The 24,609-nt window shown below is 59.3% G+C and carries 21 protein-coding genes; 12 read left to right on the forward strand and 9 right to left on the reverse strand.

The window, feature by feature from the left end:
- Nucleotides 1-203 precede the first annotated feature (203 nt).
- The 3 genes from ACSQ9D_RS18240 (at nucleotide 204) to ACSQ9D_RS18250 (ending at nucleotide 2,518) form a co-directional block, all read left to right on the forward strand.
- A complete protein-coding gene (locus ACSQ9D_RS18240) occupies nucleotides 204-977 on the forward strand; it encodes an amino acid ABC transporter substrate-binding protein (protein ID WP_436283344.1) in 774 nt (257 codons plus the stop codon).
- Between the two features lie 102 nt (nucleotides 978-1,079).
- On the forward strand, nucleotides 1,080-1,760 hold the full coding sequence (locus ACSQ9D_RS18245; RefSeq protein ID WP_436283345.1) for an amino acid ABC transporter permease: 681 nt from the start codon (nucleotides 1,080-1,082) through the stop codon (nucleotides 1,758-1,760).
- Nucleotides 1,757-2,518, forward strand: coding sequence for an amino acid ABC transporter ATP-binding protein (locus ACSQ9D_RS18250; protein WP_436283346.1), 762 nt, complete (start codon nucleotides 1,757-1,759; stop codon nucleotides 2,516-2,518). Before ACSQ9D_RS18245 ends, ACSQ9D_RS18250 begins: the two co-directional genes overlap by 4 nt.
- 22 nt (nucleotides 2,519-2,540) lie before the next feature.
- Here the strand turns inward: ACSQ9D_RS18250 and ACSQ9D_RS18255 are convergent, their stop codons facing one another.
- The 3 genes from ACSQ9D_RS18255 to ACSQ9D_RS18265 form a co-directional block, all read right to left on the reverse strand.
- The gene (locus ACSQ9D_RS18255; protein ID WP_436283347.1) at nucleotides 2,541-3,101 is read right to left on the reverse strand and encodes an NADPH-dependent FMN reductase; all 561 of its coding nucleotides are present in this window, start codon (nucleotides 3,099-3,101) and stop codon (nucleotides 2,541-2,543) included.
- 65 nt (nucleotides 3,102-3,166) lie between these two features.
- Nucleotides 3,167-6,631, reverse strand: a complete 3,465-nt coding sequence (gene pyc / locus ACSQ9D_RS18260) for a pyruvate carboxylase (protein ID WP_436283348.1) — start codon at nucleotides 6,629-6,631, stop codon at nucleotides 3,167-3,169.
- A 115-nt stretch (nucleotides 6,632-6,746) separates the two neighbouring features.
- Nucleotides 6,747-7,487, reverse strand: a complete 741-nt coding sequence (locus tag ACSQ9D_RS18265) for a helix-turn-helix transcriptional regulator (protein ID WP_037116571.1) — start codon at nucleotides 7,485-7,487, stop codon at nucleotides 6,747-6,749.
- Between the two features lie 322 nt (nucleotides 7,488-7,809).
- Between ACSQ9D_RS18265 and ACSQ9D_RS18270 the strand changes: the two genes are divergently transcribed.
- From ACSQ9D_RS18270 to ACSQ9D_RS18280, 3 genes are all read left to right on the forward strand, one after another.
- Nucleotides 7,810-9,573 carry a glucan ABC transporter ATP-binding protein/ permease gene (locus ACSQ9D_RS18270; protein WP_436283349.1) on the forward strand — a complete coding sequence of 588 codons (1,764 nt, stop codon included), beginning with the start codon at nucleotides 7,810-7,812 and terminating at the stop codon, nucleotides 9,571-9,573.
- A 112-nt stretch (nucleotides 9,574-9,685) separates the two neighbouring features.
- Entirely contained in the window at nucleotides 9,686-10,039 is a 354-nt protein-coding gene (locus tag ACSQ9D_RS18275) for a VOC family protein (protein ID WP_436283350.1), read from the forward strand.
- A 221-nt stretch (nucleotides 10,040-10,260) separates the two neighbouring features.
- Nucleotides 10,261-12,147: an MFS transporter gene (locus ACSQ9D_RS18280; protein ID WP_436283351.1), complete on the forward strand. Its 1,887-nt coding sequence runs from the start codon at nucleotides 10,261-10,263 to the stop codon at nucleotides 12,145-12,147.
- A 72-nt stretch (nucleotides 12,148-12,219) separates the two neighbouring features.
- On the opposite strand, the gene ACSQ9D_RS18285 is transcribed toward ACSQ9D_RS18280, so the two are convergent.
- A complete protein-coding gene (locus ACSQ9D_RS18285) occupies nucleotides 12,220-12,978 on the reverse strand; it encodes a phosphatase PAP2 family protein (protein ID WP_436283352.1) in 759 nt (252 codons plus the stop codon).
- Between the two features lie 118 nt (nucleotides 12,979-13,096).
- On the reverse strand, nucleotides 13,097-14,209 hold the full coding sequence (gene leuB, locus ACSQ9D_RS18290) for a 3-isopropylmalate dehydrogenase (RefSeq protein ID WP_436283353.1): 1,113 nt from the start codon (nucleotides 14,207-14,209) through the stop codon (nucleotides 13,097-13,099).
- A gap of 180 nt (nucleotides 14,210-14,389) precedes the next feature.
- On the opposite strand from leuB, the gene ACSQ9D_RS18295 reads away from it, so the two are divergent.
- Nucleotides 14,390-15,322, forward strand: coding sequence for a pyridoxal-phosphate dependent enzyme (locus ACSQ9D_RS18295; RefSeq protein WP_436283354.1), 933 nt, complete (start codon nucleotides 14,390-14,392; stop codon nucleotides 15,320-15,322).
- 60 nt (nucleotides 15,323-15,382) lie between these two features.
- Here the strand turns inward: ACSQ9D_RS18295 and leuD are convergent, their stop codons facing one another.
- The 3 genes from leuD to ACSQ9D_RS18310 all read right to left on the reverse strand — a co-directional run bounded on the left by leuD (nucleotide 15,383) and on the right by ACSQ9D_RS18310 (nucleotide 16,917).
- On the reverse strand, nucleotides 15,383-15,991 hold the full coding sequence (gene leuD, locus ACSQ9D_RS18300; RefSeq protein WP_037116583.1) for a 3-isopropylmalate dehydratase small subunit: 609 nt from the start codon (nucleotides 15,989-15,991) through the stop codon (nucleotides 15,383-15,385).
- Between the two features lie 138 nt (nucleotides 15,992-16,129).
- Nucleotides 16,130-16,558, reverse strand: coding sequence for a VOC family protein (locus ACSQ9D_RS18305; RefSeq protein ID WP_436283355.1), 429 nt, complete (start codon nucleotides 16,556-16,558; stop codon nucleotides 16,130-16,132).
- A gap of 116 nt (nucleotides 16,559-16,674) precedes the next feature.
- Entirely contained in the window at nucleotides 16,675-16,917 is a 243-nt protein-coding gene (locus tag ACSQ9D_RS18310) for a hypothetical protein (RefSeq protein ID WP_436283356.1), read from the reverse strand.
- A gap of 113 nt (nucleotides 16,918-17,030) precedes the next feature.
- On the opposite strand from ACSQ9D_RS18310, the gene ACSQ9D_RS18315 reads away from it, so the two are divergent.
- Nucleotides 17,031-17,939: an HpcH/HpaI aldolase/citrate lyase family protein gene (locus tag ACSQ9D_RS18315; protein ID WP_436283357.1), complete on the forward strand. Its 909-nt coding sequence runs from the start codon at nucleotides 17,031-17,033 to the stop codon at nucleotides 17,937-17,939.
- A 13-nt stretch (nucleotides 17,940-17,952) separates the two neighbouring features.
- Nucleotides 17,953-18,159: a DUF1737 domain-containing protein gene (locus tag ACSQ9D_RS18320; protein WP_018855932.1), complete on the forward strand. Its 207-nt coding sequence runs from the start codon at nucleotides 17,953-17,955 to the stop codon at nucleotides 18,157-18,159.
- A 15-nt stretch (nucleotides 18,160-18,174) separates the two neighbouring features.
- Here ACSQ9D_RS18320 and ACSQ9D_RS18325 read toward each other — a convergent pair whose 3' ends face one another.
- The gene (locus ACSQ9D_RS18325) at nucleotides 18,175-18,612 is read right to left on the reverse strand and encodes a metallopeptidase family protein (RefSeq protein WP_018855933.1); all 438 of its coding nucleotides are present in this window, start codon (nucleotides 18,610-18,612) and stop codon (nucleotides 18,175-18,177) included.
- A gap of 161 nt (nucleotides 18,613-18,773) precedes the next feature.
- On the opposite strand from ACSQ9D_RS18325, the gene ACSQ9D_RS18330 reads away from it, so the two are divergent.
- Genes ACSQ9D_RS18330 through ACSQ9D_RS18340 form a run of 3 tightly spaced genes read left to right on the forward strand, consistent with a single transcriptional unit; the run spans nucleotide 18,774 to nucleotide 24,602 of the window.
- Nucleotides 18,774-19,721, forward strand: coding sequence for an ImuA family protein (locus tag ACSQ9D_RS18330; RefSeq protein ID WP_436283358.1), 948 nt, complete (start codon nucleotides 18,774-18,776; stop codon nucleotides 19,719-19,721).
- 10 nt (nucleotides 19,722-19,731) lie between these two features.
- The gene (locus tag ACSQ9D_RS18335) at nucleotides 19,732-21,177 is read left to right on the forward strand and encodes a Y-family DNA polymerase (protein ID WP_436283873.1); all 1,446 of its coding nucleotides are present in this window, start codon (nucleotides 19,732-19,734) and stop codon (nucleotides 21,175-21,177) included.
- Nucleotides 21,177-24,602 (forward strand): error-prone DNA polymerase, encoded by a 3,426-nt coding sequence (locus tag ACSQ9D_RS18340; RefSeq protein WP_436283359.1) that lies wholly within the window; start codon nucleotides 21,177-21,179, stop codon nucleotides 24,600-24,602. Before ACSQ9D_RS18335 ends, ACSQ9D_RS18340 begins: the two co-directional genes overlap by 1 nt.
- Nucleotides 24,603-24,609 lie beyond the last annotated feature (7 nt).

The following is a 24,609-nucleotide window of genomic DNA, read 5'->3' on the forward strand; positions in this document are numbered from 1 at the left end:
TACGCATAAACAAGTATGATCGCGCACGCAAGACTCGTCCCGGACACATTTCCTCGCAGCCTGAAACAAGCCGCGCCAAACTCGCCATAAATGAGAAAAATATTCGCACGTGCCCATTTTCTTTGCAGTTTTCTACGCTTCCTCTCACATGCTTTTCTGCGATTTTCGCAGCATCGAACACACCGGGTGAATTGGATAATAAAATGAACCTTCTGAAGACCATCGCTGCCGCAGCCCTCATTCAGGCCGCCGCGCTTCTTCCTGCCGTTGCTGGCGAAAACCTCGCCGCCATCAAATCATCAGGCGTCTTCAAGATCGGCACCGAGGGAACCTACGCTCCGTTCACCTATCATGACGACAGCAGCAAGCTCGTCGGCTTCGACGTGGAGATCGGCGAAGCGGTTGCTGCCAAGCTTGGCGTCAAGGCAAAATTCGTCGAAGGCAAATGGGACGGGTTGATCGCCGGTCTCGATGCGAAGCGCTACGACACCGTCATCAACCAAGTCGGTATTACCGAGGCGCGCAAGCAGAAATACGACTTCTCCGAGCCGTATATTGCGTCAAAGGCTGTCCTCATCGTCCGCGATGGCGACGACAGCATTAAGGGCTTTGCAGACCTCAAGGGCAAGAAGTCGGCTCAGTCGCTGACCAGCAACTTCGGCAAGCTCGCCGAGCAGTCCGGCGCCGAACTCGTCGGCACCGATGGCTTCGACCAATCGATCCAACTCGTGCTGACCAAGCGCGCAGATGCGACGATCAACGACAGCCTTTCCTTCCTCGACTTCAAAAAGCACAAGCCGGAAGCTCCGGTGAAGATCGTCGCCCAGCAGGAAAATGCCGACTATTCCGGCATCATCATCCGCAAGGGCGAGCCGGAACTGCTGGAAGCAATCAACAAGGCGCTCGCCGACATCAAGGCTGACGGCACCTACAAAAAGATCTCCGACAAATACTTCGGCCAGGACGTTTCGAAGTAGTCATACTGCCGGCGGCTTGCTGCCGCCGCCACATCCTTTATATGTGCCTGAAAAGCGTTCAGCGAAATCTCGCTGGACGCGTCTTTCTTTGGGGATTGCACCTTGCCGAACTGGCTTCAATTGATGGCGGATTCGCTCGGACCGCTCCTCTGGGCCGGCCTGATCTTCACGATCCCGCTGACACTCCTTTCCTTTGCGTTCGGCCTGATCCTCGGGCTGATCACCGCGATCGGGCGGCTCTTCGGACCGGCGCCGGTTGCCACGATCGCCCGTTTCTATGTCTGGGCTATCAGAGGCACGCCGCTTCTGGTGCAGCTTTTCGTGATCTTCTATGGACTGCCAAGCATCGGCATCCTGCTCGATGCCTTTCCCGCAGCACTGATCGGCTTCACCCTCAACATCGGCGCCTACAGCTCCGAGATCATCCGCGCCGTCATCTCCTCCGTGCCGAAGGGGCAGTGGGAAGCAGCCTACTCGATCGGCATGAGCTGGCGTCAGGCAATGAGCCGCACGATCCTGCCGCAGGCTGGGCGCGTTGCGGTGCCGCCGCTTTCCAACACGTTCATTTCGCTGGTGAAGGACACCTCGCTTGCAGCCGCCATTACGGTCCCGGAGCTGTTCCAGGCTGCGCAGCGAATCGTCGCGACCACTTACGAGCCGCTGATCCTCTACATCGAGGCTGCATTGATATACCTTGCTTTGAGCTCCGTCCTATCAGCGCTGCAGGTCCGCCTCGAGCGTCGCTTTGCGCGCTACGGCGGTATGCTGGAGGCAAACGCATGATCGAGCTTTCCCATATCGAAAAGCGCTTCGGCGACGCCGTCATCTTGAAAGATATCAGCATCCGCATTCCGGAAGGTAGTGTTACGGCCCTCGTCGGCCCGTCAGGTGGCGGCAAGAGCACGCTGCTGCGCTGCATCAACCTGCTCGAGATCCCGACAGCAGGGATGATCCGCCTCGGCGCGGAGAAGCTGAGCTTTACGCCGGGCCAGAAGACCGGCTGGCAGGCGATCCAGAAGATCCGCCGGCAGACCGGCATGGTATTCCAGAACTTCCAGCTCTTTCCGCATCAGACAGCCATCGAGAATGTGATGGAAGGGCTCGTCACCGTTCTGAGGTGGCCGAAGGAGAAGGCACGGGAGCGGGCAATGGAATTGCTGACGAAGGTCGGAATGGCGCACAAGGCCGATGCCTGGCCCTCGACGCTCTCGGGTGGTCAGCAACAGCGTGTTGCAATCGCCCGCGCGCTTGCCCCGTCTCCGCGCGTTCTTCTCTGCGATGAACCGACATCGGCGCTCGACCCCGAGCTCTCCGCCGAAGTCGTTGACGTTCTCGGTCGTCTCGCCAGCGAAGGCACAACCATGGTGATGGCGACGCATGACCTGCGCCTCGCCTCCAAGATCGCCAACGACGTGGTCTTCCTCGAGGCCGGCAGCGTTGTCGAGACGGGAAGCGCAAGGAACATCTTCACGGCGCCGGAGCGCGAGCGCACCAAGCGCTTCATCTCGACGATCAACGCCGCCCATACCTACGACATATAGGCATGCGCGGCGACAGGATGCTTTAGACCGCGCGCGCCGCCTTCAGCGCCTTGCCCCACCAGATAAGCTGGTCGATTTGGTTCTTGGCGGCCTCGACGAGATGCGCGTAGTCGTTCAGGCTCTTTCCCTCCTTGGCGACCGAGAGATATTCCGGGAAAGATATGTGAACGCCCGTCTTCACGGAAACGGCGCTCATTTCCACGAAAATCAGCCGCAGCTGCTCGACTGCGCGGGCGCCCCCGACACCGCCGTAGCCGACAAAAGCGACTGGCTTATGCACGAACTCCCCGAGATCGATCGCATTCTTGAGAACTGCGGTCGGGCCATGGTTGTACTCGGCGGCTGTGAAGATATAGCCGTCGAACTCGCGCAGCTTCTTCTTCCAGCGCTCCGCCGTTTCGTTTTCGGCCGAGCTCGCGCTCGCCTGCCCGAGGAAAGACATCGGGTAGTCCAGCAAGTCGAGAACTTCAACCTCGAGTTCGGGGCGGCTTACGGCAATTTCGGCAATCCATTTGGCGGGGTGCTCCGCAAAGCGGCCGATCCGTGTGCTTCCGACGACAACGGCAATCTTGAGCTTACTCATATCAACCCTTTCATGAAAAATAGAAGGGCGGCCCGAAGGCCGCCCTTCGGTCATTCCGATGTTGGTCAGCCGGCGTAGCTGACCAACAGATCCTTTGCATCGATCTGATCGCCGGCCTTGACGAGCACTTCCGCGATCGTGCCGTCCTTCTCGGCATGAATTGCCGTTTCCATCTTCATGGCCTCGATCGAAACCAGCACGTCGCCGGCATTGATCGCCTGGCCCGGCGAGACGAAGACGCGCGAGATGACGCCCGGCATCGGCGCGCCGACATGCGCGGCATTGCCCGGCTCGGCCTTGCGGCGGGCAGCGGCGCCGGTGGCGCCATGCGCACGATCCGGAACCTTGATGCGGCGGGGCTGGCCGTTGAGTTCGAAGAAGACCGTGACCATGCCCTGGCTGTCCGTGCCGCTCATCGCCTGGTTGACGATGACAAGCGTCTTGCCCTTCTCGATGTCGGCAAACAGTTCCTCGCCATCAGCAAGGCCGTAGAAATAGGCAGGCGTCGGCAGCACCGAGACCGGGCCGTAGGTGTCGGAGGCCAGTGCGAAGTCGGTGAACACCTTCGGATACATCAGATAGGACGCGAATTCGAAGTCGCTGACCTCGCGCTCCAGCTTGGTCTCGATCGTCTTGCGCTCGGCATCGAGATCGGCATCTTCGAGCAGCGAGCCCGGGCGGACCGTATAGGGTGCATCGCCCTTCAGCGCCTTCTTCTGCAGCGCTTCCGGCCAGCCCGACGGCGGCTGGCCGAGGTCGCCCTTCAGCATCGAAACGACCGATTCCGGGAAGGAGACCTCCTTGTCGGCGCTGACGACGTCGGCAACGGTCAGGTCCTGCGACACCATCATCAACGCCATGTCGCCGACGACCTTGGAGGACGGCGTCACCTTGACGATATCGCCGAACATCTGGTTGGCATCGGCATAGGCCTGCGCCACTTCGTGCCAGCGGGTTTCCAGGCCAAGCGAGCGGGCCTGCTCCTTGAGGTTGGTGAACTGGCCGCCTGGCATTTCGTGCAGATAGACTTCCGATGCCGGCCCCTTGAGGTCGCTTTCGAAGGCAGCGTACTGGTGACGGACCGCTTCCCAATAGAAGGAGATGCGGCGGATCCATTCCGGATCGAGGCCGGGATCGCGCTCGGAGCCACGCAGTGCCTCAACGATCGAGCCCAGGCAGGGCTGCGACGTATTGCCGGATAGTGCGTCCATCGCCGCATCGACAGCATCGACGCCGGCATCGACGGCCGCGAGAACCGTTGCCGCGGCAATGCCCGAGGTGTCGTGCGTGTGGAAATGGATCGGCAGGCTGGTCGCGTCGCGCAGCGCCTTGAACAGGACCTTGGCGGCAGCCGGCTTCAAGAGACCGGCCATATCCTTGAGGGCGATGATATGCGCACCGGCCTTTTCGAGCTCAACGGCGAGATCGGTGTAGTACTTGAGATCGTACTTCGGGCGCGCAGAGTTCAGGATGTCGCCGGTGTAGCAGATCGTGGCTTCGCAGAGCTTGTTTTCTTCGGCCACCGCATCCATCGAGACGCGCATGTTGTCGACCCAGTTCAGGCAGTCGAAGACCCGGAAAAGATCGATGCCCCCTGCGGCCGCCTGCCGGACGAAGTATTTGACGACGTTATCAGGGTAGTTCTTGTAGCCGACGCCGTTTGCCCCGCGCAGCAGCATCTGCAAGAGCAGGTTGGGAGCAGCCTCGCGCACCAGCGACAGCCGTTCCCACGGATCTTCCGTCAGGAAGCGCATCGACACATCGAAGGTCGCACCACCCCAGCATTCGAGTGACAGCAGGTTCGGCAGGGCGTGCGCGTAGGTGCCGGCGATACGGGCGATATCATAGGTGCGCATGCGGGTCGCAAGCAGCGACTGATGGCCATCGCGCATCGTCGTATCGGTCATCAGGATGCGCTTTTCGTTGCGCATCCATTCGCCGAACTTCTTCGGGCCGAGCGTATCGAGAAGCTGCTTCGTGCCGTCGGGAATACCGTTGCCGTTGGTATAGGGCACGATCGGCTCGGCGATATCTGCCGATGGCTTCGGGCGATCCTTGGCTTCGGGATGACCGTTGACCGTCACATCGGCGAGGTAGGTCAGAAGCTTGGTTGCGCGGTCCTGTCGCTTGACCTGCTGGAAGAGCTCCGGCGTCGAGTCGATGAAGCGCGTGGTGTAGCTGTTATCCCTAAACTTCGGATGCGTGATGATCGCTTCCAGGAAGGTCAGGTTGGTGGCCACGCCGCGGATGCGGAATTCGCGCAGCGCCCGGTCCATGCGGGCGATCGCCTCCGACGGGTTCGGTGCCCAGGCCGTGACCTTGACCAGCAGCGGGTCGTAGTAGCGCGTAATGATCGCACCGGAATAGGAGGTGCCGCCATCGAGGCGGATGCCGAAGCCGGACGCCGAACGATAAGCGGTGATACGGCCGTAATCCGGAATGAAGTTGTGCTCCGGGTCTTCGGTGGTGATGCGGCACTGCAGGGCATGGCCGTTGAGGCGAATGTCCTTCTGCTGCGGCACGCCCGATTCCGGCGTCCCGATCGCAAAGCCATCGAGAATATGAATCTGCGCCTTGACGATGTCGATGCCGGTAACGACTTCGGTGACCGTATGCTCGACTTGGATGCGCGGATTGACTTCGATGAAGTAGAACTTGCCGGTGTCGACATCCATCAGATATTCGACGGTGCCGGCCCCGATGTAGTTGGTGGCGCCCGCAATCTTCAACGAGTAGGCCGCCAGTTCCTGGCGCTGCGCCTCGCTCAGATAGGGGGCCGGCGCACGCTCGACGACCTTCTGGTTGCGGCGCTGGATCGAGCAATCGCGCTCGAAGAGATGCACGACGTTGCCATGCGTGTCGCCAAGGATCTGGCTTTCGACATGGCGCGCACGCTCGACGAGCTTTTCCAGATAGACCTCGTCCTTGCCGAAGGCGGCCATTGCCTCGCGCTTGGCTTCCGTCACCTCGCGCGCAAGATCGGCCTCCCGGCGAATGACGCGCATGCCGCGCCCGCCGCCGCCCCAGGAGGCCTTCAGCATCACGGGGTAGCCGATCGCGGCGGCCATGCGGGCGACTTCGGCCATATCATCCGGCAGCGGTTCCGTTGCCGGCACGACAGGCACGCCGACGGAGATCGCCAGATTGCGCGCCGCGACCTTGTTGCCGAGCTGGCGCATGGTATCGGCCGTCGGGCCGATGAAGGTGATGCCGGCATTGTTGCAGGCATCGACGAATTCCGGGCTCTCAGACAGCAGGCCGTAGCCCGGATGGATCGCATCGGCACCGGAAAGCTTGGCGACGCGGATCACCTCATCGATCGACAGATAGCTCTCGATCGGCCCGAGATCACGGGCAAGATGCGGCCCGCGGCCGACCTGATAGCTCTCGTCGGCCTTGAACCTGTGCAGCGCCAGCTTGTCTTCTTCCGCCCATATCGCGACCGTTTTTATCCCGAGCTCGTTGGCCGCGCGAAACACGCGGATGGCAATTTCTGAACGGTTGGCAACAAGTATCTTGGAAATGGGCAATGCAGTCTCCTCACGGCATCGAAACGGGCAATGCTGCACCCGCGAAGAGAAGTCTTAACGCGCTGTCACGGAAAGTTCAATTTCTTGAACCGCCCCAAATAGAATTTCTCTAAGACTAGGTGATGAGCCCATGCCGGAAGGCGACAGCAACTGCATGCTGCCTATTTTTGGCTTTCAGCTTGTCTTGCAGGCCATTCATGTACCAGTCGACGGTGTGGTTTGAAATCTTGAGGCGTTTGCCGATCTCCACCGAGGTCATGCCTTCCGCAAGGTATTGAAGTATTTCCATCTCTCGGCGCGTCAAGCGCGTGTCGATGCCTGAGACTTCTTCAAGTGTCTGCGCCTCCCCCTTCAGATCAAGCAGACGCCAGAACGCCTTTCGGGCAACGGCATCAAAAAGGGAGATCTCGACAGGAGAGAGGTCCACCGGCGTTCCGCCGACGCTCATGTTGCCGAGGATGCCGTTTCGGCCATGGATAGGGAAAATGTAGCCGTCCTTCAGGCCATGGCTATGTGCGTCCGCCATCATTTGCTCCATGCGGTGATGGTGCGGATCCTTGCGAAAAGCCGCCAGACTGTCCTTCCAACGAAATGGTCTTTGCGCATATGCGAGATAGCGTACCGTCGGATCGGTCAGAACGTATTTCTTCGAAATATAGATCTGCGGCCATTTCTCTGGCCAATGGCCGGCCAACATAAGACTGATTGGATCTTCAGTCGCTTTCAGATGTCGCAAAAGGCCATAGTACTGGAAGCCGTAGGAGCGGATGATATGCTCCAGTTCGCCGACGACTCGCTCGGGTCTCCGACACTCTTCCAGAACGACAAGCAATTGAATTAATGAATGAATATTCACAGAAATGCCCCTACCCAATTGGGCTCCGTGCCGAATGGTCACGACTAATGGACGTGCCTGGTTTGGGCGCCCTTCGACGCAATCAAAATGTCAATCTATGGTGTGCCAACGCGGCCCCGCAGCGCAAGTGAAAATTGCGAAATTCACGATACGCCCCAAAAAATTTCAGAACGTTCCCTTGGAATGGATCACTACGGGCGCTGCAGGCGCAAAATAATCGGGCCACCGTTGTCTGCCTGAACGCTCCGTTAATCGCTGGTTCAGGTATCTTTTTGTAGCGTTGCAGTGTCCCTTATTTCGCACATGCACAAGAGGTATCACCGTGTCGCTATTCAAGGTCTATGCAAGAGCTTTGCGCTATCTTGGCGCCTACAAGCTCCGCGTATCCCTGGTCGTTGTCGCGAACATCGTGCTTGCCGCGATCACAATTGCCGAACCGATTTTGTTCGGCCGCATCATCGATGCGATCTCCGGCAAGGGCGAAGTCAAACCCATCCTTTTCATCTGGGCCGGCTTTGCGGTATTCAACACGATAGCATTTGTTCTCGTCGCTCGTGAGGCTGACCGGCTGGCGCATGGTCGCCGCGCAACGCTTCTGACTGAAGCCTTCGGCCGTATCATTTCGATGCCGCTTTCCTGGCATCACCAGCGCGGCACCTCCAATGCTTTGCACACACTTCTTCGTGCATGTGAAACGTTGTTCGGCCTCTGGCTGGAATTCATGCGCAATCACTTGGCCACCGCCGTTGCGATCGTCATCCTCATCCCGACCGCGATATCGATGGACCTTCGTCTTTCGGGCGTGCTCGTCGTGCTCGGCGTGGCCTACTGGCTGATCGGTCGTCTTGTCATGAGCCGCACCAAGGATGGCCAGGCGTCGGTCGAAAACCACTACCATTCGGTCTTTTCGCATGTCAGCGACTCGATCAGCAACGTATCGGTCCTGCATAGCTACAACCGCATCGAAGCGGAAACCAAGGCGCTGAAGTCCTTTGCGGAGCGCCTGCTGCAGGCTCAGTATCCGGTTCTCGACTGGTGGGCTCTGGCTGGCGCCATGAACCGCATGGCATCGACCATCGCCATGATGATCATTCTGGTGATCGGGACGCTGATGGTTCAGTCCGGCGAACTCCGCATCGGTGACGTCATTGCCTTCATCGGCTTTGCCAACCTGCTGATCTCGCGTCTCGACCAGATGCGCCAGTTCGCAACGCAGATTTTCGAGGCCCGCTCGAAACTCGAGGACTTCTACTCGCTCGAAGACTCGGTGCGTGAACGCGAAGAACCGGCCGGCAATTCCGATATCGCCGACGTCAAGGGTGAAGTCGAATTCCGCAACGTGTCGTTCCGCTTCGGCAATACCGCGCAGGGCCTGCACAACGTGTCTTTCACCGCCAAGGCTGGCCAGACGGTTGCGATCGTCGGTCCGACCGGCTCGGGCAAGACCACGATGATCAACCTGCTGCAGCGTGTCTATGACCCGGACAGCGGCCAGATCTTGGTCGATGGCCACGATACGACGAAGATCACCCGCAAGTCGCTTCGCCGCTATATCGCAACCGTGTTCCAGGATGCCGGCCTGCTCAACCGCTCGATCAGCGACAACATTCGCCTCGGCCGGGAAGGTGCTTCTGATGAAGACATGCGTCGCGCCGCAGAAGCCGCTGCTGCCGCCGACTTCATCGAGACACGCGAAGATCAGTACGACACCCATGTCGGTGAGCGCGGCAACAAGCTCTCGGGCGGTGAACGCCAGCGTGTGGCGATTGCGCGCGCCATCCTCAAGGATGCGCCGATCCTGGTACTCGACGAAGCCACAAGCGCGCTCGACGTCGAAACGGAAAACCGCGTGAAGGCCGCAATCGACAATCTGCGCCAGAACCGCACGACCTTCATTATCGCCCACCGTCTTTCGACGGTTCGTGAAGCGGACAAGGTCTTGTTCCTGGACGGTGGCCGGGTGGTTGAAGAAGGCAGCTTCGAAGAACTCAGCCATAGCAACGGCCGCTTCGCGGCATTGCTCCGTGCCAGCGGCATTCTCACCGACGAGGAAGTCCGCAAGGCACATACGACTGAAGCCGCCTGATCAAGGCATGTAGCCCAATCGATCAAAGCCGGATGGTTCTGCCATCCGGCTTTTTTCTTGGCCGGCGAGCGCCATCTCCTAATATATCTGAAGCGAAGACGCGGGAGGTCGCATGCAAGTCAGACGAATTGTCGTCAATCTCGAAACCCCTGATCCGGCTGTCGCAAGGGAATTCTATCAGGGTATCCTCGGACTGGAACTCCTCATGGATCACGGCTGGATCGCGACCTATGGCTCAAGCCAGCAGATGTCGATCCAGGTAAGCTTCGCAAGCGAGGGCGGCTCGGGCACACCGGTTCCGGGCCTTTCGATCGAGGTCGATGATGTCGATGAGGTCTTCGCAGCCATGAGTGCATCGGCCTTCGAAATCGTCTACGGGCCGACCAACGAGCCTTGGGGTGTTCGACGCTTCTATGTGCGCGACCCCTTCGGAACAATCGTAAATATTCTTTCGCATAGGCCGTGAAGCCGGAATTGCCCCGACCAATCGGGCGGTACTGCGAGGCCGCCGCCATCCAGCGACAATCCGTGCAGGGGCGTTAGACTAAAGTCATAATCCCAAAGCCGCTCTCTGTATGGATGAGCTTTTCTGTCACACTCTCGTCGGGCGAACCGCGACCCCGGGGTATGCTTTGAGGAGAGCATGGGCGCGCGCCGCGTTTCAAATCATTCTGTGGAGGACAGAAAATGGCAAATATCGCAAGCGTCGACGGCGCCAAGGCCGGTCCGATGACGGGCGAGGAGAAGAAGGTTATCTTCGCCTCATCGCTCGGCACGGTTTTCGAATGGTATGACTTCTATCTTTACGGTTCGCTCGCCACCTATATCGGCGCGACCTACTTCACCCAGTATCCGGAAGCAACGCGAAACATCTTCACGCTTTTGGCCTTTGCCGCCGGCTTCTTGGTGCGCCCGTTCGGCGCGCTCGTCTTCGGCCGCCTCGGCGACCTCGTCGGCCGCAAATACACGTTCCTGGTGACGATCCTCATCATGGGCCTCTCGACGTTCCTCGTCGGCGTTCTTCCCGGTGCGGCGACGATCGGCATCGCAGCGCCGATCATCCTGGTCGGGCTTCGCCTGCTGCAGGGTCTTGCGCTCGGCGGTGAATATGGCGGTGCGGCAACCTATGTGGCAGAACACGCGCCAAATGGGCGGCGCGGCTACTTCACGTCATGGATCCAAACCACTGCAACGCTCGGCCTGTTCCTGTCGCTGATCGTTATCGTCGGTGTTCAGTTCCTGATGGGCAAAGAAGCCTTTGCCGCATGGGGCTGGCGCATTCCGTTCCTGGTCTCCGTCGTGCTTCTCGGCGTCTCCGTCTGGATCCGGCTGAAGATGAACGAGTCACCTGCGTTCCAGAGAATGAAGGCGGAAGGCAAGGGCTCCAAAGCCCCGCTCACCGAAGCCTTCGGCCAGTGGAAGAACGCCAAGATCGCGCTGATCGCGCTTCTCGGCGCCACCATGGGTCAGGCAGTCGTCTGGTATGGCGGCCAGTTCTACGCACTGTTCTTCCTGCAGAACGTGCTCAAGGTCGATCTGCAATCGGCAAACATCATGGTGGCCATTGCCCTGATCCTCGGCACGCCCTTCTTCGTCGTCTTCGGCGGCCTCTCCGACAGGATCGGCCGCAAGCCGATCATCATGGCCGGCCTGCTGATTGCAGCGGTAACCTACAACCCGCTGTTCAAGGCCATGACCTGGACGGCCAACCCGGCACTTGCCGAAGCCCAAGCATCGGTCCGCGCAACTGTGACGGCCGACCCGGCTGACTGCAAATTCCAGTTCAACCCGACAGGAACGTCGAAGTTCACCAGCTCCTGCGACGTGGCGACGGCCTTCCTGACCAAGAACTCGGTGCCTTACGATGTCGTGCCCGGTCCGGCCGGTCAGCCGGCAACCGTCAAGATCGGCGATGAAACCATCGCCAGCTTCGACGCCATCGCGGCCGGCGACAAGGCAAAGGCCCTGACGTCAGCTTTCGAAAAGAGCATCAATATCGCCCTTCATGACGGCGGCTATCCGCTGAACCGCGGCGCCGTCAAGGTTCCGGATGCCAAACTGGAAGCCTTCATTTCCGCCAATCCCGAGCTTGCGCTAAACGCAGATGCGATCCGCGCCGGCACCAAGGAAACCATGCCTGCCGACAAGCTCGTGGCCGGCAAGCTTCTGACGGCGGATGAGGCAAAGGGCGTCACCGACATGGCGGTCTACAACCTTGCCAAGGGCGGCACCTTCGCCATGACGGCCGACCCGGCCCGTGTCAATTGGATCGGCACGATCGCCATTCTGTTCGTGCTCGTCCTCTACGTGACGATGGTCTACGGTCCGATCGCCGCGCTTCTGGTCGAGCTCTTCCCGACCCGCATCCGCTACACCGGCATGTCACTGCCGTATCATATCGGCAACGGCTGGTTCGGTGGTCTGTTGCCCGCGACGGCCTTCGCAATGAGTGCCGCAACCGGCGATATCTACTTTGGCCTCTGGTATCCGATCGTCTTCGCAGCGATCACGCTGGTCATCGGTCTCATCTTCCTGCCGGAAACGAAGGACCGCGATATCCACGCCATGGATTGATCCGAGCACTCGAGATCTGAACAATGGCCCGGCGCGCCCAAAGCGCCGGGCTTTTTCGTGCCAGACAATGACCTAAAGAAGGCGGCTGAGCCGCGGTGTCGGCCAACCATCACGACCGATCGAAAACACCAGTCCGAAGCGCGCGAACAGGATGGACGTTGCGAAAGCCAGCCAGGCCCCCAATGCGAGGCCGGCTGCGACGTCGCTCGGATAATGCACACCGATGATGACGCGCGTGGCGCCAAGCCAGAGGCCGATACCGATGAAACCAAGCCGGAATCGAGGAAAGAGGAGCGCCAGGGCCATGAACAACGCGCCGATATTGGAGGAATGGCCCGACGGAAAGCTCTGGTGCAGGAAGTCCATATTGAAGGGCGAGAAGCTGAAGATGCCCTCCTGATCATAAAGCAATGGTCGAGCGCGGCCGAGGGCAAACTTCAGCAGATTGGAAATGATGCTGGCAAACAACACCGACAGACCGGCATAAGCGGTCATCTGTCCAAAATGGACGAGCCGGAAGCGGCGGCGGACCTTCCATAATCGCCGGCGGACGAAATAGCCCGTAGCCAGGATCGTTGAAAGTCCCACCAGGATCCAGACGAGCCTGCCAATGTCGGTGACATCGCCGGCGATCGATACCAGCGGAGGCGAAAGACTTGTGGCCGCCTTGCCCAGCGGCCGGTCGAAGACAAAGAAGGCGATGGCGACCGCGTTGACGGCGAAAAGCGTGAAGCCCTTCCAGGGGACCCGTCGATGGATCGAGCGCCGCGCATCGTAGCGCTTTCGCAGATAGCTCCGGCAGTTCGGCTTGCGATCGATGACTTCGTTCATTCTGCTCCCGCTCTTTGCTCAGTGCAGAACGGAAATAGGAACGGCATCAGTCGCCTTCAAGAAAAGGCCTTCCGCAGCAATTGGTGCGGAAGGCTCGAAACGTGTTTCACGTGAAATATCAGATAGACAGCGCCCTGAACTCAGCGAGGATCGCGTCGCCCATCTCCGTCGTGCCGACCTTTTTGCAGCCTTCGGCCATGATGTCGCCGGTGCGGATGCCCTTGTCGAGCACGTTGGCGATCGCCTTTTCCAGATTGTCGGCTTCATTCACGAGGTTGAAGGAATAGCGCAGGCACATGGCGAAAGAAGCAATCATCGCGATCGGATTGGCAATGCCCTTGCCGGCGATATCGGGTGCCGACCCATGTACCGGCTCGTAGAGCGCCTTGCGCTTGCCGGTCTTGGCGTCCGGCGCCCCGAGCGAGGCCGACGGCAGCATGCCGAGCGAACCGGTCAACATGGCGGCAACGTCGGACAGCATATCGCCGAAAAGGTTATCGGTAACAATGACATCGAACTGCTTCGGCTGGCGAACGAGCTGCATGCCGCCGGCATCGGCCAGCATATGCTCAAGCTGGACGTCCGAATACTTGGCCTTGTGCGTTTCCGTCACGACCTGGTTCCAAAGCACACCCGACTTCATGACGTTGCGCTTTTCCATCGAGCAAACGCGGTTCTGGCGGGTACGCGCCATTTCGAAGGCGACACCGGCGATCCGCTCGATCTCGTAAGTATCGTAGACCTGCGTATCGATGCCGCGCTTCTGGCCATTGCCAAGATCGATGATCTCCTTCGGCTCGCCGAAATAGACGCCGCCGGTCAGCTCGCGGATAATGAGGATGTCGAGACCTTCAACCAGCTCCGGCTTCAGCGACGAAGCTGATGCAAGTGCCGGGTAGCAGATGGCCGGACGCAGGTTCGCAAACAGCTGCAAATCCTTGCGCAGGCGCAGCAGGCCGGCCTCCGGGCGCACCTCATAGGGAACACTATCCCACTTCGGGCCGCCGACGGCACCGAAGAGAACGGCGTCCGCTGTAAGCGCCTTCTGCATGTCGGCTTCGGAGATCGCGGCACCATGCGCGTCATAGGCGCTGCCGCCGACCAGACCTTCGTCCGTGACGAAGCCGGCATTCATTGCCTCGTTCATATAGGCAATGATCTTGCGGACCTCACCCATGGCTTCTGGGCCGATGCCGTCACCCGGCAACAGGAAAAGATTGCGCGTTGTCATGAAACCCTCCGCGGAAAAACAAGTTGCGGCTTCTTAGACCCGCAAAAACGGCATTTCAAGCGAGCGGGAGGCCGATTCGGTACGGTTGCGGAATTACTGCCGACATCTCGCGTTGACCGATCGGCGCAAGAGGGTCCACACAAGGAGAACCTCTATCGACACGCTCACCTGGATACCATCATGCCATCTACGCCCCTGCATCTCGACACTCCGCTTTTCCGCACATCAGCCAGCTACAGCGCGAGCAACAAGCCGCTATGGCTGAAGCTCGATGCGCTGCAGCCATCTGGAAGCTTCAAGCTCCGCGGTGTCGGCCGGCTTTGTCAGCATGAGATCGAGAACGGCGCCCGCGAGATTTTCTGCGCCTCCGGCGGCAATGCCGGGATCGCCGCCGCTTATGCCGGACGTGCACTCGGCATTCCGGTTACGATCGTCGTGCCTGAGACGACATCGCCAGAAGTGCGCCAATCGATCGAGGCAACCGGCGCGACTGTCCTCGTGCATGGATCAGTGTTCGACGAAGCCAATGCCTATGCAATCGAACGCGCGAATGCCAGGAAGGCAGCCTATGTGCACCCGTTCGACCATCCGCTTCTGTGGGAAGGGCACGGCACATTGATCGACGAGGTTGTCGCAAAGGGCGCCGTCTTTGATTGCGTCATCACGAGCGTCGGCGGTGGCGGCTTGCTTGCGGGCATCGTTGCCGGTCTCAAGCGAAACGGCTTGTCGCATGTGCCCGTCATAGCCGTCGAAACCGAAGGAGCCGAGTCGCTTCATGCGAGCCTCGCGGCCAACGAACGCATCATCTTGCCGGCGATCACCTCAATCGCCAGTTCGCTCGGTGCGCGCCAGGTGGCGCAGCATGCCTTCGATCTGCCGAAGCACCACGTGATCGAAAGCGTCACGGTCACGGATGCACAGGCGCTCGCCGCCTGCCTCAAGTTCGCCGATGCCTATCGCATTCTGGTTGAGCCCGCCTGCGGGGCTGCGCTGGCAGTCGCCGACGTGCATGCCGACATTCTCGCAAGATTCAACAACCCGCTGGTCGAAGTCTGCGGCGGCATCGGCGTCTCGCTGGAGAAGCTGAAAGCCTGGAAAGAACGGCTGCTGTAAGCCACCAAAGAAAAAGCCGGGCAAAAGCCCGGCTTTGACCAATGCTTGCGCCTTTAAGACTTACGCAGCCCAGGGGTGCGACGCCGCGTTCTGCGCTTCGAAGTTGTCGATCGCCTTGCCCTTCTCGAGCGTCAGGCCGATATCATCGAGGCCGTTCAGCAGGCAGTGGCGCTTGAACTCGTCGAGGTCAAACTTGATCGAACCGCCGTCCGGGCCCGTGATCTCAAGATTTTCCAGATCGATCGTCAGGATCGCGTTGGAACCGCGCGAGGCGTCGTCCATCAGCTTGTCGAGGTTTTCCTGGCTGACCATGATCGGCAAAATGCCGTTCTTGAAACAGTTGTTGTAGAAAATGTCGGCGAAGCTGGTCGAGATGACGCAACGGATGCCGAAGTCGAGAAGAGCCCACGGCGCATGCTCGCGCGAGGAGCCGCAACCGAAATTGTCGCCGGCAACGAGGATCTTCGCATTCTGATAGGCCGGCTTGTTCAACACGAAATCCGGGTTCGGGGAACCGTCCTCATTGTAGCGGGCTTCGGCGAAAAGGCCCTTGCCAAGACCGGTGCGCTTGATCGTCTTCAGGTAATCCTTCGGAATGATCATGTCGGTATCGATGTTGACAACCGGCAGAGGGGCAGCGACGCCCGTCAGCTTTACGAATTTGTCCATGGCCTGGCTCCAATGTCAGCAGACGTAGTTTTGTTGATCAGCGTTTAGTCCAGATTTCGACCGAAATGAAGGAAAATTTGCATCGTAGGAGAGGCCGCGCGCGGATTCGACGCGCAGCCAGCCATGGTCATTGTGAGATCAATTTGCATTCGCTGGTGCATTCATCGCCCAGAGAACCCCGAACGGGTCGCGAAGCTGGCCATATCGATCACCCCAGAACATCAGCTGGACGGGCAGGATCACCTCGGCGCCGGCAGCGACGGCACGGTCCCACCAGAAATCGATGTCGTCGACAACCAACTGAAGGGTGAAGCCCTGATGCGTCTCGAAGGGATGACCATGTTCGGGATAGGCATCGCACAACATCAACGAGCTTCCATTGATGTAAAGATGGACATGCATCGTCCGCCCGTTTTCGTCCACGGGGACCACAAACGCCTCTTCGGCGCCGAAAGCACGCTTGTAAAATTCCGCGGCCTTCAACGCGCCATCGACCGTGATATACGGCAGCAAGCCATTCTTGACCGGCGGCATCTTCATTGTGCCGGTTTCCGTTGTGGTATCCATGCTGTCCTCCATTGTTTGATTTGGTTCGGGCAGAAGCCCTGGCCTTTCAAAGACGCAGGAAGATCAGACGAGCCGACAGCGATGCCGAGAATTTTTCTGGAAAAACTATCCGCCGATCAGAGATCGATGATTGTGCCGCGACCGTCATTCCAGATGCGCATGTTCTCGCCGGAATGAGGCTTGGTCTTGGGAGTAGCGCGGACCGGGGCAGGTTTCATCTTCAGCGAAAGCGCGCGGCCGGCCATAAGCACCGTCAGAATGCCGCCGACGGCAAGCGTCACCGAAAAGGTGAGGACTGCCAGCGCGACGAAGGCGGTGATGCCTGCGAGCAGGAGGAAGATGGAACGGATGCTTTGCATGAGCTTTAGACCTTTCTTCAGAAAGGAATGTGGTCCTTCACTTTCTTCTCTGCAAGATAAGCATGGCTTTTTGTTGTCTTGCTACTTGCCGCAAAGCTTGGCACAGATGCGTGATGAGCTCAAATTCCATGCCCCGCTCCGTCAGCCTGCGTCGTTCGGTGTTGAGTGTCCCCGCCATCAATAGCCGTGCCTTGGAGAAGACCCATGAACTGGATTGCGATGCGATCATCTTCGACCTGGAGGATTCCGTAGCTCCCGAGAAAAAGGTGGAAGCGCGCGAGAAGCTGAAGGCTTTCTTTTCCGGCAAACCGCTCGCAAACAAAGAGCGGATCATCCGAATAAACACACTCTCTTCGACCTTTGGCCATGCCGACATGGAACTGGTGCGAACCTTGGAACCTGATGCCGTTCTTTTGCCGAAGGTGAACGAGCCGCAGGACGTGATGTCGGTCGGCGATCTTCTCGCTGATGCAGATGCGCCGGAGAGCCTGCGCATCTGGGCAATGATCGAAACGCCGCGCGGCATCCTGAATGCCGCCGCCATCGCCGAGGCGGGACGCACCCAGGGTTCAAGGCTCGATTGCTTTGTCCTCGGCCTCAACGATCTTCGCAAGGAAACGGGCGTCCTGCCGCAGCCAGGCCGCACCTATCTCGTGCCCTGGCTGATGCAGGTCGTCCTTGCTGTCCGTGCCTATGGCCTCGACGCAATCGACAGTGTCTTCAATGATTTCAGGGACGCCGACGCCTTCGATGCCGAATGCGCGCATGCCCGGGCCATGGGCTTCGATGGCAAGATGCTAATCCATCCGGCCCAGATCGAAGCGGCAAACCGGCATTTTGGCCCGGACGAGTCGGCAATTGCCGAGGCGGAGGCGATCATCGCCGCCTTTGCCGACCCTGCTGCCGAAGGCCTCAACGTCATCAATGTCAATGGCCGGATGATCGAGCGGCTGCATCTTGTCCAGGCGGAAGGTCTGGTTCATAAAGCCCGCCTGATTGCAGAACGCCAAACGGCGAAGTGAAAGACGACTTTAGATGAAGCTTTATCGCCTTCTGACCGGCCAGGATGATGCCGCTTTCTGCCACCGCGTGACCGACGCCCTCAACAAGGGTTGGTCGTTGAACGGCTCGCCGTCGCTGACCTTCAATACACAGACCGGCCAGGTGATGTGCGCTCAGGCGATCGTCAAGGAAGTCGAAGGCAAGGACTACCACCCGGACATGAAGCTGTCCGAACAATAAGCGCGAGCTGGGAGCTTAGCGCTCTGCCGCCTCTTCGGCGCTCGCCTCGATCCGCTCCATGTCGTCGTCGCTCAGACCGAAATGGTGGCCGATTTCATGGATGAGGACATGGGTGATGATATCGCCCAGCGTCTCGTCGTTCTCGGCCCAATAGTCGAGGATCGGCCGCCGGTAGAGGCGGATGCGGTTCGGCAGTTCGCCGGTTTCCATTGTGAAACGCTCCGAGATGCCCCGGCCTTCAAAGAGGCCGAGAAGGTCGAACGGCGTTTCCAACGCCATGTCCTCGAACACGTCGTCATCAGGGAAATCTTCGATCTCGATGGTTAAGTTGGTGGTCAGCGAGCGGAATTCTTCCGGCAGGTGGCTATATGCCTCCATCGCCAACGACTCGAAAGTGCTGATCGTCGGCGCGTGGCGATCCCGCCAATCCTCGCTCTGGTCTATGCGGGCCATAAATATTCCTTCCTTTGCGGCCCATATAGAACCTTTGCGCACGATTTTCGAGAGCGGAATCAAAGGCAGGAATAAATTCACATCAAATGCCTGTTGACTCTTTCATCTGCCTCTGGAATCCATAAGAACATAACAGGAACATTCAAGAGTTGGAGAACGTCATGGCACAGCCGGCCGTGGCGCGCGAGCAGCTTTTTGCACTCCGCGAAACCATTGCAAAGCTTGAAGGAAAGCCCGCGCCGGCTCTGGCAGCAGCGGAAAGCCAGGCCTTGGCTGAAAGCGGCCTGGCCGCGAAAAGAAACGGTGTCTTACGTCTTCCCCTTGGAATACCCGCGCTCGACGAGGCAATTGATGGCGGCTTGCCGCTCGATGGAATTACCGAGGTTCGCTCCGCTCTCTTGCGGGAGGCCGGTGCTGGCAGCGGCTTTGTGCTGGCGCTCGCCGCCATGCTGCAGGGTCAAACCAAAGAGAGCCCAAATGCCTCGCTACCGATCCTCTGGATCGCCGACACGGTGTGCACGATGGAGGCGGGAGCGCCCTACGCCGTTGGCCTGCGGGATTTTGGCCTGAAGCCGGACCTGTTCTTCTATGCCAGTCCGCGCAAGCTTGAGGACGCCCTCTGGCTTGCGGAAGCGGCAGTCGAAAGCGGCGTCTTTCCCGCGACGATTCTGGAAGTCCGGGGCAACCCAAAGCTCTTCGGCCTGACGGAGAGCCGTCGTTTAAGTTTGCGGGCAAAGGCATCCAAACGCCCGCTTTTCCTGTTGCGGCAGGCTGGAGAGGAAGAAGCCAGCAGCGCTCATTTCCGTCTCCTTGCAGCACCCGCGCCGGCACAGGCGCGCCCCTTGCCGGATGGCACGATGCTGGGCGGTAGCATCGGCAATCCGGCTTTTCATCTCACCCTGGAGAAGAGCCGCAATCCGGCTCTCCTCTCCTTTCTACTGGAGTGGAACCCCCATGACCGCCGTTTTTTTGCCGTCTCCCAATCAGCCGACCCTCGCCTTCCAGACGAATGCGCAGCGCATTCTGGCGCTCCATTTTCCGCATCTCCCGACCGACCGGATCGCAAGAAAGAAATGGGGTCTCTCCTGGCGTTCGCGCGGACGTCCTGAGGCGCCGCCAATCGTCTGTTCCAGTCGCCTCAACAATACGATGCGGCTGACAGCGCTGGATGAGGCGGCAGAAGCCCTCAATCTCAGAAAGAGTATGGGCGTCGCCGAGGCCCGCGCCATCCACCCCAAGCTCGATGTGATTGAGGACGACCCGGCCGCCAACCGACGCTTCCTGGAAGCGATCGCCGACTGGTGCGATCGCTATACCCCGCTTGTCGCTCTCGACGGGGTTGACGGCCTGTTTCTCGACATCACCGGCTGTGCCCATCTGTTCAGCGGCGAGACGGCACTTCTCAAGGATATTCTCGCCAGACTTTTCCAGATGGGGCTTGATGCACGCGGCGCCGTCTCTTCGTCGCCGGGATTGTCCTGGGCTATCAGCCGTTTCGGTCCAGGCAGGATCATCGAACACGGGGAAGCCGAGCAGGCTCTGGCGCCTTTGCCGGTCGCGGCCCTCCGCCTCCAAGAAGAAACCGTAGGCGCCCTGAATAAAATGGGGCTCAAATATGTAGGCGATCTGCTGGACGCACCACGCGCCCCGCTTGCCCGCCGCTTCGGAGGAGCCTTGCTCTTGAGGCTCGATCAGGCGCTTGGGACAGATGAAGAGCCGGTATCTCCGCGGCTGCCAGTCGCGAGCCTCTCGGTCGAACGTCGCCTGATCGAACCGATCGCAGCCGAAGACGATATTCTCGCGCTCACCGCTCAGGTCGCTGTCTCGCTGAAGCCCTCGCTGGAAGCCCGTGGCGTCGGAGGTCGTATCTTCGAACTGGTCCTGTTCCGCGTCGATGGAAAGGTGTTCCGTATTTCCGCGGGGACGGCCCAGCCCCTCAGAGAGCCCAAGCGTATCGCCACTCTTTTTGCTGAGCGCCTGCAGGCAATCCACGATGATTTCGATGCAGGCTACGGATTCGAGATCCTTCGTCTCAACGTGCTCCTTCACGAAGATTTCGTGACGTCGCAAGGCGACTTCGAAGCCCGCCAGCAAAAGGATGCATCGCTTGCTGCCTTCGTGGATCGGGTTTCCGCCCGCCTTGGGGAAGATTGCCTGCAGACCTTTCAATTGCGGGAAAGCCACGTGCCGGAACGAGCCGTCATTGCCGTACCCGCAATCGATCACCTATCCGCTCCGGAGACCAGGGAAGGACATCCTCCACCGGCCAGGAGCGAGCGGCCCATCCGATTGCTGCGCAAGCCGGAACGAATGGACGCCTTTGCCGTCGAAGTCCCCGATGGTGCACCCGCCAGCTTTTGCTGGCGACGCATGCAGCATCGGGTCCTGAAGAGCGAAGGGCCTGAACGGCTGGCAATGGAATGGTGGCTCGATGGATCGGATGCGCGGGATAGGGATTATTTCCGTATCGAGGACGATCAAGGACGCCGCTTCTGGATCTATCGCCATGGTCACTATGAGCGTGACGCAGCACAGAGCTGGTACATGCATGGAGTTATTGCCTGATGCCCGCGTTCTTCGAGATCGGCGCCAAGACCAATTTCTCTTTTCTGGAAGGTGCATCCAAGCCCGAAGAAATGATCGTCAAGGCTGCAGTTCTGAAGCTTGGAGGACTTGGCATCGCCGACCGCAATTCGGTTGCAGGCGTTGTCAGGGCGCATGCCCAGTCAAAGGCGATCCAACAGAAATTCGAGCGAATGAAAGCCGGGCTTCTGGAGGAGCATGAAAAGAAGGACGCCATTCTCGATCCGATCCGTTTTCAGCCGGGCGTCCGCCTGGTCTTCGCGGATGGAACGCCGGAGATCCTTGCCTATCCGCAGGATCGCAAAGGCTGGGCACATCTCTGCCGATTGCTGAGCGCTGGCAACCTAAGAGCCGAAAAGGGAAAGTGCATCCTGACGGAAGCGGATCTGACGGAATGGGGCGACAACATGATGCTCGCGCTCATTCCCGATCCGTCCATTGCCGATGATGGCAATCACGCGGCGTTCGAAGCGTGCTTGGAACGCTTCCGAAAGCGTTTCCGAAAGAAAATCCACATGGCGCTCGCCCCCGCCTATGACGGCCGCGACAAGCGCATGTTCGCGACCATCTCCATGCTGGCCGACCGCAAACGCATCCCGCTGATCGCAACCAACCAGCCGCTCTACCACGACGCCACCCGTCGCCCCCTCGCCGACATCGTAACATCGATCCGGGAACACGTTCCGATTCCCCAGGCCGGCTTTCATCTGGCGCCGAATGCCGAGCGCTATCTCAAGGAGGGGGGCGAAATCCTGCGCCTCTTCAGAGACTATTCGCATGCCGTAACGAACACGGAAAAGTTCTTTGGCAGCCTTTCGTTTTCACTTGACGAACTGGAACACAACTATCCCCCCGAGAATGACGAGGGGGAGACGCCTTATGAAACCCTGGAGCGCCTTACCAGAACCGGCGCGGCAAAACGCTTCCCCGGCGGCATACCGGAGAAAGTCCAGCAGAACATCGAATATGAACTGAGCCTCGTTCGCCAGAAGCAATATGAACCATACTTCCTGACGGTCCACCGGATCATCCAACACGCTCGCCATGAGAAGAAGATCCTCTGCCAGGGTCGCGGCTCTGCGGCAAACTCGGTCATTTGCTATTGCCTTGAAATAACGGAGGTCAATCCACAGAAGAGCACGCTGCTCTTCGACAGATTTCTGTCGATGGACCGCGACGAGCCGCCGGATATCGATGTCGATTTTGAACACGAGAGGCGCGAAGAAGTCATCCAGCATATCTACGAGAAATACGGCAAGGAACATGCCGGCCTGACGGCAGGGGTGACGACCTACCGCACCCGGTCCGCCGGACGCGAAGTCTCGAAGGCCTTTGGCCTCTCGGAGGACGTCCAGTCCGCGATTGGCAGTCTGGTCTGGGGTTGGTCGGAAGAGAAACTATCCGAGCGGGAGGCAAAGGCCGCCGGGCTCGACATTTTCGACCCCATGACCAAGAACGTGCTGAAATACGCATCCGAGCTTCTTGGCTTTCCCCGCCACCTCACCCAGCATGTCGGAGGCTTCGTCATCACCAGGGACAGGCTGGATGAAGTCGTTCCGATCATGAAGACGGCAATGCCGGGGCGCTACATGGTCGAGTGGGACAAGGATGACCTCGACAATCTGAAGATCCTCAAGGTCGACATTCTGGCGCTTGGAATGCTGACCGCACTGAAGCGGGCATTCGATCTGCTTCTCCTGCATTACGACGTCAAGAAGACGCTCGCCGATCTCGGCAACGACAAGCATGAAGACGAAGAGCCCGTCTACGAGATGATATGCCGGGCCGATACGCTTGGCGTCTTCCAGATCGAGAGCCGGGCGCAGATGAGTATGCTGCCGCGCCTGAAGCCCAAAAAATTCTACGACCTCGTCATCGAGGTCGCCATCGTTAGGCCCGGCCCCATCCAGGGCGACATGGTCCACCCCTATCTGAAACGAAGAGAAGAAACGGCGCGCGGTATCCCAATAGCGTATCCAAGCAAGGAGTTGGAAAGTGTCCTGGAGCGAACGCTTGGCGTACCGCTCTTTCAGGAACAGGCGATGCAAATCGCCATCACAGCGGCTGATTTCATGCCGGCCGAAGCCGATCAGCTGAGGCGGGCCATGGCGACCTTCAAACGGACGGGCACCATCGGCAATTTCGAGAAGCGATTCATTGAGGGCATGGTTAAGAAACAATACCCGCGCGATTTCGCGCAGCAATGCTTCAATCAGATAAAGGGTTTTGGCGAATACGGTTTCCCGGAAAGCCACGCCGCCTCTTTTGCCCTACTCGTCTACGCCTCTTCCTGGGTAAAGGCTTACTATCCCGACGTCTTCTGCGCCGCGATGCTGAATTCGCAGCCGATGGGCTTTTATGCCCCCGCCCAGCTCGTCAGGGATGCCCGGGAACATGGCGTTGAGATCAGGCCGGTCGATATCAACGAGTCGAACTGGGATTGTCTGCTGGAAGAGGCCGAATTCGACAAAGGCGCAATTGATTTCCGGCATGCCGCCATGCGGGAAGTCGTCCAGACAAAGCGAGCGGTTCGGCTTGGGTTTCGGCAGATAAAAGGGCTGTCGGAAGTGAACATGCAGCAGTTGGTCGCCAACAGAGGCAAGGGCTATTCCTCGATCCGCGATCTCTGGCTGCGTTCGGGCCTGCAAAAGGCAGATATAGAGCGACTTGCCGATGCAGATGCCTTTCATTCCATCGGACTGTCGCGGCGGGAGGCACTCTGGGCTGTGCGGGCGCTCGATGCGAAGAGTGCTGCCGAAAAGCTCCCTCTGTTCGACCAAGTGAGCCACATCGACCTGCAGGTCGAGCCTGAGACACAGCTGCCGGAAATGCTGCCAGGCGAACAGGTCATTGAGGACTACCGCTATCTCTCGCTCTCCTTGAAGGGCCACCCCGTCTCATTCCTTCGCGATGAATTCCGCAAAGCCGGGGTCGTTCGGAATGTCGATCTTCTCACCGTCCCGAACGGCAGAAGGGTGACGATCGCCGGCCTGGTTTTGGTGCGTCAGCGACCGGGCTCGGCCAAGGGCGTCATCTTCATGACATTGGAAGACGAGACGGGCGTTGCCAACGCCATTGTCTGGAAGGACGCATTCGAAAGATACCGCGCGATCGTCATGGGGGCACGGCTCGTGAAGATTCATGGCAAGCTTCAGAGCCAGAGCGGCGTGATCCATACTGTCGTTGACCATATCGAGGATATGACGCATGCGCTTGGAATCCTGCAGAAGGAAGCCCGTCGATTCGGCGTTAGCGATCGTTCGGATGAAGCGCTGAATCCGACGATGGATCCCCGCCAAAGGAAACTCGCAAACTCACTTGAAAGGGCCGTCATGGAGAAGAGGCTGACAAGCGGCCATTCTGGAGAAACAATTCAAGTCATGCCGAAAGGCCGCAATTTTCATTGAGGACAGC

The organism is Rhizobium sp. LjRoot258, from assembly GCF_964254185.1.
Lineage (GTDB): Bacteria > Pseudomonadota > Alphaproteobacteria > Rhizobiales > Rhizobiaceae > Rhizobium.

Excerpts from the sequence above, each read along its gene's own strand:
- ACSQ9D_RS18240 (WP_436283344.1), top strand. The coding sequence starts at position 204 with ATGAACCTTCTGAAGACCATCGCTGCCGCAGCCCTCATTCAGGCCGCC.
- ACSQ9D_RS18250 (WP_436283346.1), top strand. The coding sequence starts at position 1,757 with ATGATCGAGCTTTCCCATATCGAAAAGCGCTTCGGCGACGCCGTCATC.
- ACSQ9D_RS18255 (WP_436283347.1), bottom strand. The coding sequence starts at position 3,101 with ATGAGTAAGCTCAAGATTGCCGTTGTCGTCGGAAGCACACGGATCGGC.
- ACSQ9D_RS18275 (WP_436283350.1), top strand. The coding sequence starts at position 9,686 with ATGCAAGTCAGACGAATTGTCGTCAATCTCGAAACCCCTGATCCGGCT.
- ACSQ9D_RS18280 (WP_436283351.1), top strand. The coding sequence starts at position 10,261 with ATGGCAAATATCGCAAGCGTCGACGGCGCCAAGGCCGGTCCGATGACG.
- ACSQ9D_RS18285 (WP_436283352.1), bottom strand. The coding sequence starts at position 12,978 with ATGAACGAAGTCATCGATCGCAAGCCGAACTGCCGGAGCTATCTGCGA.
- leuB (WP_436283353.1), bottom strand. The coding sequence starts at position 14,209 with ATGACAACGCGCAATCTTTTCCTGTTGCCGGGTGACGGCATCGGCCCA.
- ACSQ9D_RS18295 (WP_436283354.1), top strand. The coding sequence starts at position 14,390 with ATGCCATCTACGCCCCTGCATCTCGACACTCCGCTTTTCCGCACATCA.
- leuD (WP_037116583.1), bottom strand. The coding sequence starts at position 15,991 with ATGGACAAATTCGTAAAGCTGACGGGCGTCGCTGCCCCTCTGCCGGTT.
- ACSQ9D_RS18305 (WP_436283355.1), bottom strand. The coding sequence starts at position 16,558 with ATGGATACCACAACGGAAACCGGCACAATGAAGATGCCGCCGGTCAAG.
- ACSQ9D_RS18310 (WP_436283356.1), bottom strand. The coding sequence starts at position 16,917 with ATGCAAAGCATCCGTTCCATCTTCCTCCTGCTCGCAGGCATCACCGCC.
- ACSQ9D_RS18315 (WP_436283357.1), top strand. The coding sequence starts at position 17,031 with ATGAGCTCAAATTCCATGCCCCGCTCCGTCAGCCTGCGTCGTTCGGTG.
- ACSQ9D_RS18320 (WP_018855932.1), top strand. The coding sequence starts at position 17,953 with ATGAAGCTTTATCGCCTTCTGACCGGCCAGGATGATGCCGCTTTCTGC.
- ACSQ9D_RS18325 (WP_018855933.1), bottom strand. The coding sequence starts at position 18,612 with ATGGCCCGCATAGACCAGAGCGAGGATTGGCGGGATCGCCACGCGCCG.
- ACSQ9D_RS18330 (WP_436283358.1), top strand. The coding sequence starts at position 18,774 with ATGGCACAGCCGGCCGTGGCGCGCGAGCAGCTTTTTGCACTCCGCGAA.
- ACSQ9D_RS18340 (WP_436283359.1), top strand. The coding sequence starts at position 21,177 with ATGCCCGCGTTCTTCGAGATCGGCGCCAAGACCAATTTCTCTTTTCTG.